This is a genomic window from Candidatus Accumulibacter vicinus (assembly GCF_000584955.1).
GTDB lineage: Bacteria > Pseudomonadota > Gammaproteobacteria > Burkholderiales > Rhodocyclaceae > Accumulibacter > Accumulibacter vicinus.
The window spans coordinates 89,568-100,592 of sequence record NZ_JDSS02000024.1; the positions used below are offsets into that span (position 1 = coordinate 89,568).

At 65.7% G+C, this 11,025-nt stretch carries 6 protein-coding genes; 5 read left to right on the plus strand and 1 reads right to left on the minus strand.

The genetic code is table 11. The features are described from left to right. Nucleotides 1-21 precede the first annotated feature (21 nt). The 5 genes from CAPSK01_RS10985 (at nt 22) to CAPSK01_RS22690 (ending at nt 9,854) form a co-directional block, all read left to right on the plus strand. Nucleotides 22-2,382 (plus strand): hypothetical protein, encoded by a 2,361-nt coding sequence (locus CAPSK01_RS10985; RefSeq protein ID WP_034926270.1) that lies wholly within the window; start codon nt 22-24, stop codon nt 2,380-2,382. Nucleotides 2,383-2,394: 12 nt separating this feature from the next. Beyond that, entirely contained in the window at nt 2,395-6,156 is a 3,762-nt protein-coding gene (locus tag CAPSK01_RS10990) for a DUF6519 domain-containing protein (RefSeq protein WP_034926273.1), read from the plus strand. Between the two features lie 4 nt (nt 6,157-6,160). Then, nucleotides 6,161-6,787, plus strand: a complete 627-nt coding sequence (locus CAPSK01_RS10995) for a carboxypeptidase-like regulatory domain-containing protein (protein WP_034926275.1) — start codon at nt 6,161-6,163, stop codon at nt 6,785-6,787. Between the two features lie 326 nt (nt 6,788-7,113). Continuing rightward, entirely contained in the window at nt 7,114-7,935 is an 822-nt protein-coding gene (locus CAPSK01_RS11000; RefSeq protein ID WP_273703512.1) for a DUF4157 domain-containing protein, read from the plus strand. Beyond that, the gene (locus CAPSK01_RS22690) at nt 7,932-9,854 is read left to right on the plus strand and encodes a DUF4157 domain-containing protein (protein ID WP_273703513.1); all 1,923 of its coding nucleotides are present in this window, start codon (nt 7,932-7,934) and stop codon (nt 9,852-9,854) included. The genes CAPSK01_RS11000 and CAPSK01_RS22690 overlap by 4 nt, the downstream gene beginning before the upstream one ends. 110 nt (nt 9,855-9,964) lie before the next feature. Here the strand turns inward: CAPSK01_RS22690 and CAPSK01_RS22695 are convergent, their stop codons facing one another. Continuing rightward, nucleotides 9,965-10,867, minus strand: a complete 903-nt coding sequence (locus CAPSK01_RS22695) for a DUF4399 domain-containing protein (protein WP_273703514.1) — start codon at nt 10,865-10,867, stop codon at nt 9,965-9,967. Between the last annotated feature and the right edge of the window lie 158 nt (nt 10,868-11,025).

An 11,025-nucleotide genomic window follows, 5' to 3' on the forward strand; every position in this document is an offset into this window, starting at 1 on the left:
CGACGAGCCAGGAGGGCTGCCATGAGTTCGCCACGCCGGCCGCTGTACGAGCGGCTTCCCGAGGTATATCGCATCCGCGACAGTGAGCAGACGCCGCCCGGACAACTCGCAGCTTTTCTCGGCGTCATCGAAGACGCCTTCGCAGCGCTGCACGCCCGTACCGACGCACAGTATCACGACCTCTTCATCGAACACTGCGATGACTGGGTGGTGGCCTACCTCGCCGACCTGCTGGGCACCTCGCGCCTGGCCGGCGATCCGTGGACGCTGCGCGCCGATGTCGCGCGCACGGTTTTCCACCGCCGCCGCAAGGGGACGCTCGGCGCCGTCGAGTCGCAGGTCTTCGCGCTCTCGGGCTGGGCGGCGCATGCGGTCGAGATGCGCGAGCGCCTGGCGTGGAACCAGCCCCTGAATCACCCGCGTCCCGACGCCGGCGGAATGCCGCCTCTGCGTCTTGCCCGCGAGCTCAGCGCCGCCATCCGCGGTGGCACCGCGACACTGCGCGATCCGGCGCTGCTCTCGCTGACTGGCGGAGCTTTCGATGCGTGCGCACGGGTGGTCGACGTCAAGCCGCCGACGCTGGGCCTGTCGGGCTGGAACCTGCCGAATCTGGCGGTGCTGTTGTGGCGGCTCGAAGACTTCCAGGTGCCTTTGTCGCGGCCGCTGTTCCGGCAGATCGCCGTCATCCCGCCGTCACCCGGCGCTGCTGCCCTGGCCGTGCGCTTCGACGTACAGGCACAGGGCGAGCCCTGGCCGCTGTTCAACCGGCATCGCTTCCATGCCGACGCAGAACCGCCGCGCCTCGGCGGTGAAGACGAAGTACCGGACCGGATGCCGCCGGCACGGCTCAGCGACGGTACGCCGGCCGGCCGCCCGGCGAACTATGTCAGCGTGCAGACCTACACCGACCCGCGCGACGCGCATCCTGGCTCCGACCCGGTCGGGCTGGTGCTGCACCTGCCCGCAACGCCCTTCCTCGGGCAGGCCTGGCGAATTCGTGGCGCCAATCTTTGTGCCTGGGAGACCGGCATCGCACCGCCGCTGCGCGACTGGGAGGTGGCGATCGACCCCGAACGTGGCCGGCTGGTGTTCGGCGTCCCGGATGCCGACCCGGCGGTGCAGGCCGAGCCCCTGGCAGACGGCCTGCTGGTGTCGGCCAGCTATGCGCAGGCCGGTCCCAGCGGCGCGCAGCCCGTGCAGCGTCTGCCCTTGCCGGCCACCTGGCCTGGCGAGCAGGCCTACGAAGTCAGGCGCATCAACTGGTTCGACGATCCCTTCGCGCTACAGCATGCGCTCGACGACCTGCCGAAGCGCTTGCAAGCGCTGCTCATCGAGATCACCGACAGCCAGACGCATGTCCTCGACCTCGGTGCGATCGCCGGCATCGGCAACGACGCCGGTGTTCTGTCGCTACGCCTCGCGCAATCCCTATGGATTCGCAGCGCATCCGGTGAACGCCCGGTTGTCCGCCTGCTGCAGCCGCTGCGGGCGCGACCGACGCAGATCGGCGGAGCCGGGGCCGTCAATGCCGAAGTCCTTGAACTGCTGCTCGAAGGCTTGTACCTGACGCGCGCCACGGCGTTCCCGGTTGGCGATGCGCTGCTGATGCAGGCGGCACTCGGCCAGTTGCGCATCCTCGGCTGCACACTCGATCCTGGCGGCGGGCTGCTGCTCGACGGCAGTGCCAGCGGTACGCGTGCACCGATGCGCGAAGCGCTGCGCCTCACCAATGACTATGGTCTCGCCCCCGCCGAAAGCGATGCCTTCGATCAGGTGCCGGCCGTGACACTGGAGCGCAGCATTGCCGGTCCGCTCGCGATCGACAGCGGCTACCTGCTGACGCTGGCCGACAGCATCGTCGATGCCGGCAGCGGCAGCACTGCAACGCTGCCGGCCCTGGCGCTCGGCGCCGCCACCGGCAACGCCGAGCTGGCATGGGGCCCGGACCTGGTGGTGCGCGGCCTCACCGCCTTCGGCCGCGTGCGCGTGCAGACCGCGCGCGGCGAAGGCGGCCTGTTCGTGCACCGCCTCGAGGTGCACGACAACCAGGACAGCCACACCGTCGATGTCAGCATCGGCCAGCGCGGCAGTTGCCTGAAATTCTGCTGGTTCAGCGGCGACCATGACCGCTTGCCGCAGCACTTCGGCTGCGTCTTTGGCAGCGAGGCACGGCTGCGCTTCAGTGCCGAGTGCTTTGGTCGCCCGGGCTATGCACAGCTACGGCTCGACTGCGACCGCCGCATCCGCGAGGACGGCCCGGCCAGCGATGAGATGGGCGCATTCGGGTATCTGCGCAACACGCACAAATGGAAAAACATCGGCATCCGGCTGCAGGAATTCATGCCGGTCGGGGTGCGACCGGTGCTCATTCCGATCACTTAGAGGATCACGATCATGAAGGGCGACTTTTCCTTCCTCGCATTCGATACGGCGCCTCATTACAGCGGCGTGCTGCACCAGCAGGGCCGCGTGCTGCTGGACCGCGACTGGAACGAGGCGGCGGCGATCGCCAGCAGGTGGCGCACCATGGCTGCCCGCGATGCCTTCGGCGACGGTCTGTTGGCGGTGCCGGCGGCAAACCCGGACGGTTTCAAACTGCAGGCTGCCAGTAGCGATGGCACGCTGGTCAAGGTCGATCTCGCTGCCGGCCGGGCCTGGGCCGATGGTCTTGCGCTGACGCTGGCCGCCCCATCGAGTTTCCTCGCCAGCTATTTCGCGCCGCCTTTCCAGACCCCGCCAGCGGCGCCGTCCACGATCGCCGATGGCGTTCGCGACCTAGTCGTTCTTGACGTCTGGGAAGACTCGGTCAGCGGTTTTCAGGACCCGCTGAACCTGATCGAGCCGGCGCTGGGCGGGCCGGACACGACCGAGCGAACGCAGGCCTTCGTCAAGCTGCAGTTGCTGCGCCTCGGTCCCAACGATGACTGCAGCGCCGCCACCGACCTCGCCGACGACTTCGCCGCCAAGGGCAAGCTGACGGTCTCGCCGGCGCCGTTGCTGACCATCACCGGCGACTGTCCGCTGGCTGCCGGTGGTGGCTACAGCGGCCTTGAACATTACCTTTACCGCATCGAGATCGCCGACCCGGATGCCCTGGGTCAGGCGCGCTTCAAGTGGTCGCAATGGAATGGCGGTCTCGTCGGCCGTGGCCTCTATGCGGCCGCTGCGCCGGGTAGCGGCACGGTCACGATCACCGCCAACGACCAGATGATCAACCATTGCGGGGTCAGCGATTTCCATCTCGAAGCGCTCGTCTTCGACGCCGCCCTGGGCGCCTGGCGGGTCACGCTGAGCGCCAGCGCCACGCTGGCGCAGGATGGCGTGCTGTCACTGACCCAGGTGCAGGGCGTCTGGCCGACGGCAACCCCGGCGAGCGGCTTCTTCCGACTCTGGAACGGCATCGCCAGGGTGGCCGATTTTCCGGTCGGTGGCGCCAACCCGGTCGAGTTGAAGGACGGCATCCGGGTCGAGTTCGAGGCGGCGACCGCGAACAACGCCAACTATCAGCCCGGCGACTACTGGACCTTCCCGGTGCGCGCGTCGGGAGTCGCTTTCGAACCACCGCTGTGGCCGACCAAGGCGCCGCCGCAGGGCGTGCGGCATCATCGCGTCGCGCTCGGCATCCTCAACTGGAACGGCCCGCCGCCGCTGAGCATCAGCCATGCTGCCGGCGACATCGACGACTGCCGACGCGTCTTTCGACCGCTGAGCAACCAGAAAATATGTTGCACCTTCATCGTCGGTGACGGCCGCAACAGCCACGGCGACTTCGATTCGATCGAAGAAGCGCTGCAGCACCTGCCCGTGAACGGCGGCGAGATCTGCCTGCTGCCCGGCCTGCACCAGACCAATGCGCTGATTGCCGGCCGGCGCAACGTCAGGATCAAGGGCTGCGACACCCAGACCAAGGTGATTCCGCGTGCACAGGGCGCAACGCTGCCGATGTTCACGATTCGCGATGCCGAGAACGTCAGCCTCGAGCACCTGGACATGGTGACGCTCGGCGGTACCGCCATCGTCATCGAGGCGAGCCAGGCCGCTGGCAGCGTCGACATCGAGATCGCGTACAACCGCATTCTTGCCTGCAGCAACGCCATCCACGCGCGCCGGGCGAAAGGCGTCAACATCCACCACAACCGCATCCGCATGCTCGACAAGCGCGGCAGCGATGTGGCGATCCATCTTGCCGGCGACGACAGCCGGATCGAGCGCAACGACATCCGCCTGTTGCCGGCGCCGGACATGCCGCCGCTCGACGTGCCGACCGAGACCGATCCGGTCGACCCCACCGACCCCTGTGCCAGGCTGGCGGTCGTCTATCTCAATCCGCGGCTGTTCGTGCGCTACATTAGCCAGGTGTGGGCGATCAGGCTGCCGTCGCTATTCGTGCCGAAGCAGCCGTATCGGGCGCTCGGCGGCATTCGGCTGGGCGGCGCTTGCGAGCGCGTGCGCGTACTCGAGAACGCGATCGTCGGTGGCGCCGGCAACGGCGTGACGCTGGGCAGTTCACCGCCCGCACCGCCCGCAGAACCCGAGCACCTGTTCACGCTGCCGCAGGAAGCCGGGGTCAGCGGGCGCGTCCTCGGTCCCGATGGCAAAACGCGCGCCGGCGTACAGATCACCTTGACCCACACGGCGACCAACCAGGCGCGCTCGTTCGTCACCGATGCCGACGGCAGCTTCAGCTTCGGCAGCAACCCGGCGACCTTCCGCGTCACCGAGGGCGAGCCCGGTTTCGTGATCGACAAGCTGGATCTGCAGCCGATCCAGAACAATCAGTCCTTCGTGCTGACGATCGTGCTCAAGGCCGACGAGGCGCCGATGCCCGAGGACTCCGGTTTCCTCTACGACATCACCATCGAGCGCAACGAAATCGCGGCGATGGGCTTGTCGGGCATCGGTACCGGCGCCGTGTCGGTGCCGGCGGCAGCCTTGCGCGCCAATGCACTCGCTGCGGCACGCCGGCAGCTCGGTACCCCGGTGGTCGGGCTCGCGATCCGCGGTAACCATATCAGCGGCTGTCTGCAGAACCCCTTCGACAACGCGCTGCGCCTCACCGCAGCGTCGCAGGGTCTGGGTGGCATCTCGCTCGGCCTGTGCGAAGCGCTGGCCATCGTCGACAACGACATCGAGCGCAATGGCGTCAGCGGCGCCAATCCCGTTTGCGGCATCTTCGTCGCCTATGGCGAGGACGTGGAGATCGCGCACAATCGCCTGATCGATAATGGACCGCTGACCCCGGACCTGAGCAGCCAGGATCTGATCGCCGGCCGGCGCGGCGGCATCGTGTTGAACCTCGTTGCCAACTTCAATCTGCTCGACGCGCGCGCCCTTGCCCAGGGCGAGACTTTCAACGCGCGGCCGGCAGCGCGCATTCATGAGAACCTGGTCGACCAACCAGTCGGGCTGGCGCTCCATGCGATTGCTTTCGGTCCGTTGCAGTGCACCGACAACGCTTTTTCCAGCGAGCTGTCGGGACTCTCCGTACAGGAGCGCATGGCCGGCACGGTCTTCATCTACGACCTCGGCGGTGTCAACCAGGCCGTGGCAGGGATGCGCCTGCAGCGCGCCAGCACGCTGCAGGCGGCCGAGGCGAGGCCGCAGATCGTTCCCGAGAAGGACGCGGCCGCGCCGGCCAGCGAGAGCGCCACCATCGACGCGCAGGCGGCGGCGCTGCGCGCGGCCGCATTGCACGCCGCCCCCGCGATGCTGCGGCCGCAACGTGCAGCGGCCGTGGAGCAGCTCTTCCCGGCAGGCAAGCTGGTGTTCAACGACAACCAGTCGCGTACCGGGCAGAGCAATACCAGCGCGAGCTGTCAGCTGCTGGCAACGCTCGATGATCTCGCGTACCAGGATAACCAGTCGTTCAGTCTGCGCAGTGGCAACCTGATCGCCAACGCCCTGCTCTATGGCAACACCCTGCGCGCCACCGGCAACCGTCTCGGCGAGCGCGGTGCCGAGACACTGTTGTCGCTGCTGTCCCTGGGGGTTCGTCTCAACAATACCAGCTTCAACCAGGGAGACCACTGCATCGTCGCCAACGACATGAACCCGGCGATGGCCGAGGTCAAGGTCGGCAACCAGATTCTCAACCCCGGCAGTCTGTGCGCGAGCCGCAGCATCGTTGCCGCGATCCTCTTCAAACCACACGGGTGACACCATGGCCCTGATATTGAACACCGGACAGAACAGTTACAAGAGCGATCTCGAAGGCCTCTTCGAGACACTGCAGGAGCAGCGCAGCGAACTGTTGAGCATGGTCCGCGACGTGCAGCTCGCCGCCCGCCTGCTCGCCGTCGCCGAGGCGCGCCGCCTCGGCGAGGCGGGCGACGATCCGCGTGTGGCGCATTACCTGAACGGCAGCGACGCGATCCTGCGCCGCGCCGCTGCACTCGAGATCGAGACCGAGATCGCCAACATCCGCGTGCCGCCGCTCACCAAGCACGAGACCCTGCTGCAGGGCCGCATCACCGACGAGTCGGCGAGGGCGACTGCGCATGTGGCGGTGACGCTGATCGACGAGCAGGGCACCCCGGTGGTGGGCGTGCCGCCGGTGGAGACCGACGACTCCGGCTACTACGCGTTCATTCTGCAGCCGGCGCAGGTCGACGCCATCGGTGCCGGGCGCAAGCTGACCTTGCAGGTCGGCAGCGCCAGCGGCAAACTGGTACCAGCCGCGGCGCAAGCGTTTACGCTGGCGAGCGGCGAGGTGAAGGTCAGTGAAACGCGGTTGCAGGCGAGCGAACTGGAGAAGCTGCGGTTGCGGCCGCTGTTCAGCGGCGCTTAACACCCTGGCGACGGCCGGATCTCCGGCGAATGGCAGCACGGTGTCGAAAGAGAAACCCTGAGAAGGTGCCGACCATGAAGAATGCCCAGCGTGAAAAAATTGCCGCCAGAACGCCGACGGCTGTGCCGCGATCCCTCTTCAGCCCGGCGGTCCGGGCACCTGCGGTCGCCCCTGTAGCGCTGCGGCACGATGCCTCTGCCTGCCCCTGCGGCGGCACCTGCCCGACGTGCCAGTCCCGCAGCAAGGCATGGCCCATCAGCCAGCCAGGTGATGCCGGCGAGATCGAAGCCGATCGCGTCGCCGATCGTGTCATCAGAGGCGATTCCGTGGCTGCTTCGATCACGCCTGGAGCCGCGCAGGCCGGGATTGCCAGGGACGCAGCGCAAGCCGGCACAACGCACGCGGGTGCTGATGTGCAGCAGGCGATAGAGACCAGTCGGGGGGAGGGGCAGAGGCTGGATTCGTCGATCCGGGCAGCGATGGGCAGCCGCTTTGGAGAGGACTTCGACAAGGTGCGGGTGCACACTGACGCAACGGCGGTGAGACTGAGCGAACGGCTACACGCCAAAGCGTTTGCCATCGGCAATGACCTCTATTTCGGACGGGATCGCTTCCATCCCGAGGCGACGGAGGGGCAACGCCTGTTGGCGCACGAGTTGGCCCATGTGGTGCAGCAGCGCGGCGGCGATGAATGGCTGCAGCGTGATAGCGAGGACGCGGCAGACGACTGGGCCGTTACGGAAGACCTCGGCGAAGGCGAGGGTGCCGAGCCGATGGAGGAGCAGGGAGGTGGCTGCCGTGCGGAGTCCAATAGAAGCCTGCTGATCCACAATTTCACCACTCTCGACTTCACCGTGCCGCGAGGCTGTCGTGCCACCGTCACGTTTACCGCGGTGTGGGTGCCGGTGGGTGAATCCGTCGACTGTTGCACAGGCGCGGACACCTATGCCGTCACCCGCAATGGCGGTACTCCACGCAGCCTGCCGGTCGGACCCAACATCTGTGGCGATGATTCCGACAGTCACCCGCCCGAGGTCGGTCGCATCACGACGCCGTCAGGACGCCAGTTGTTACACATCCGGGTCGATCGCCGAGGATGCGAAGGCATCTCGATGGACCTGAGAGTCAACATCAGGATCCACAGATGAGCGAGCACGGCATGCTCTCACGACATGAAGCCGCGGTGTCGCGGTGTACACCGGGCAAGTCGCCGGCAGGCGGACTCGACACGCGCGCACTGGCGCCTGCAAGCCAGGCGTACGGACAGTGCTCCTGCGGCGGGGGCTGTCCGCGCTGTGCGCCCGCCGGCGGCCGGACTGCCGCCCTCCTGCAGACCCCTGGCGGCCGGCGACTGCAGGCCAGAGCGGTCATCGGTGGGAAGGATTCGCCCAGTGAACAGGCCGCCGACCAGGCGGCGCGGCAGGTTCTTTCGTCCGCACACGCACGGCCCAGCCTCCCCGCGGACAATGGCGCCACCCACCGCGATGCAGCGGAAGTGCCCGACAGTGTCGAGCGTGTCCTGGGTCAGAACGGCGAGGCCCTCGATAAGGCCGTGCGTCAGGACATGCAGGGTCGGTTTGGGCATGACTTTTCGGCGGTGCGCATTCATCGCGGCGAGGCGTCCGAACGTTCGGCCAGAGAAGTGGGTGCACGCGCCTATTCGGTGGGCAGCGATGTCGTCTTTGCCGCCGGCGAATACTCACCGGCCAGTGGCGAGGGGCGTCGCTTGCTTGCGCATGAACTGGCGCATGTCGTCCAGCAGGCGAAGAGCGACGGCATGACCAGCATCAGGCCCACGCTGCGACGGACGCCCGCGGCGCCACAAGCCGGCGGCGACGACGTTCCTTTTGATCGAAGCAAGGTCGACGTCAGCAAGATTCCCGACATCGATGCCTCTCCTCCGGATACCGGCGGTCCGCCCGTGATCGCGCAGACCGTGACGGTCACTTTTGCCGATCCCGACATTACCCGGCTGCAGTGGGAGTTCTACGATCCGTCCGATGCCGTGCTGCCCGGCGGGTTCGCGACCGCCAACAAGGACGCCAATGCGACCACGGCACCCTTGATCATCCAGAACAAGGGGCCGGCCGTGTGGGTTCCGACTGCTGGGCGCCACCTGGTGCGTTGCATTGGCTACAACAAGGCCGGCGACGCGGTCGCCTACGCGGACCGGACGTTTTACCTGTGGACCACCAAGCCCACCGGCAAACCTCCCGACATTGCCGCGCTGACGGCGGAGAAGACCAGGCTCGAAGGGATCGTGAAGACCGGTTCCGGCAAGTCGTTCGGCGAAGTCGGTGCTGCGACTACACGCCTCAAGGACGTTACGCACGACCTGGCCATCCTCGAAACGGGCACCGGCACCTATGTGGGCAACCAGTGCCCGGTCGTTCCGGCGGGTGCGACGCCAACCGATTGCACCAACATCGTGCTCGAGGTTCTGTCATCGACGTTCACGCAGCAAGGGCGGGCGGCCGACTGGGCCAAGGTCAGGAAGAAATCCGCCGAGAATACCAAAGCCCGTGGCGGCACCGGGCTATCCGGGCTGGACGTGCAGGCGGCATTGCAGTCCGAGGCAGGCTGGAAGGGGGTCTATTGGGCACCCGATCCAGCTTACCAGATCCCTAAAACCGAGCTCGACAAGGCCAATAGCGATGAGGCCAGCTACACCTCGGCGATCGCCAAGAAGAACCAGACCTACTACAAGGACTATGGCAAGGCAGGCTATCCGGGCGTCAGCGTTTCGCAGCGGGTGATCAATTATGCACCGGAACAGCCGAAGGATCCGATGGCAAAAGCGAGCACCACGACCAAGGACACCACCCAGCTCAACAAGCTGAAGAAGGTTCCGTTCGGTGTGCTCGCTGCACATGGCGGCGAGCACATGACCATCATCACCTATGGGAAAGTGATCGAAGTCCATTGGAGCAAGGCGGCAACAGACCCGAACCTGATCGAGCAGACCGATCTCGAGAACTGGGCGGTCGGCCCGAAAAGCGGTTATCACTACTACGCGAGCGGGGCCATTGTTGCACCGGCCGGGGATATCGCTGCAGCGTTCGCATGACTGCGATGCCGGGACGGGTTCGCCGAGAACCTCGTGATACAGCGGGATCGATGCGTCGAGAGGCCCGCTCGAGCTTGCGTCTGTTCTGATGACCAGCAAAACGGCCAGAATCACTTGCGTGGCATATGCACCTGCGTGACCACGGTCAGCGTCAATTGATTCTTCAACAACAATTGCCCATCACCAGCCAGAAACAAGACCTCCAGCTCATACTCGCCGGGACTCAAATCCAGGATCGTTTCGGTCTGGCCATCACTCAGGCGCATGCGCGTCGGCGCTGATCGATTCTTCCTGATATTCAAAACGAAATGGCCGGTGTCCGGGATCGAGGTTTTTTCCGGCGCCACGCCCAGGCCGATGACGCCGAGCTTGATCACGAACGGACTATCGACGCTCTCGCCATCGCGAATATTTTTGACATACACCAGCTTGCTCTCGCTCGGGGGGGTCGAAACCTGATCCTGATACCATTTCGGGCAGGTTTCGCTGAACCGTTCGGGGTCGATCCTGGGCGGGGGCGATTGCGTACGGTTGGCGATGACGTTGACCGTGATTTTCCGGCTGAAGACGTAGTACGGGCGGTGGTCATAATCGGCAAAAAGCAGGCGCAGGGTATGCGGACCGGGAGGTAAATCGAGAAGGGTGGCGGTCTGCCCCTGGCCGAAATGCCGATACTTTTCAGAAAAGGGGATGGGGTCAGCAACTGATGGGGGTAAAGGCGTATCGATCAACAAGTGGTGATGACCGCTTTTTTCCCTTTTGTGGCCAGCAGGGATCACCCCCATGCCGCGGATGCCGAATTCTATCCAGAACGGCGTGCGTACCTGGAATCCGTCTCCAAGATTCGAGAAGGTCACCGGTGTGGACTCGGCAAACAGACTCAGCGAAGTTCGCTCGGCCGTGTATTGTAACCAGCAGCGGCGCTCGAGCGGATCCTCCGGCAAAGGCTTGGCGATGACCATGTTGAACAGCATCAGCAGCGCCAGAGCAGGAAAAACCTTGTATGCACGCATCACAGACCTTTCACGGCAAGCCATCCTGGAAGATGGGCAGATTCTACTGCATCCGTGATCCCGAGCATCGGCAGACTGGCATCGATGTCGATAAGTTCTCATTTTAGGGGAATGGTCTCGGTATCGAACACGGTGTAGCTGAGATCCGCCAGTGGCCG

Coding starts and splice junctions, on each gene's coding strand:
- CAPSK01_RS22695 (WP_273703514.1), bottom strand. CDS start 10,867: ATGCGTGCATACAAGGTTTTTCCTGCTCTGGCGCTGCTGATGCTGTTC.
- CAPSK01_RS10985 (WP_034926270.1), top strand. CDS start 22: ATGAGTTCGCCACGCCGGCCGCTGTACGAGCGGCTTCCCGAGGTATAT.
- CAPSK01_RS10990 (WP_034926273.1), top strand. CDS start 2,395: ATGAAGGGCGACTTTTCCTTCCTCGCATTCGATACGGCGCCTCATTAC.
- CAPSK01_RS10995 (WP_034926275.1), top strand. CDS start 6,161: ATGGCCCTGATATTGAACACCGGACAGAACAGTTACAAGAGCGATCTC.
- CAPSK01_RS22690 (WP_273703513.1), top strand. CDS start 7,932: ATGAGCGAGCACGGCATGCTCTCACGACATGAAGCCGCGGTGTCGCGG.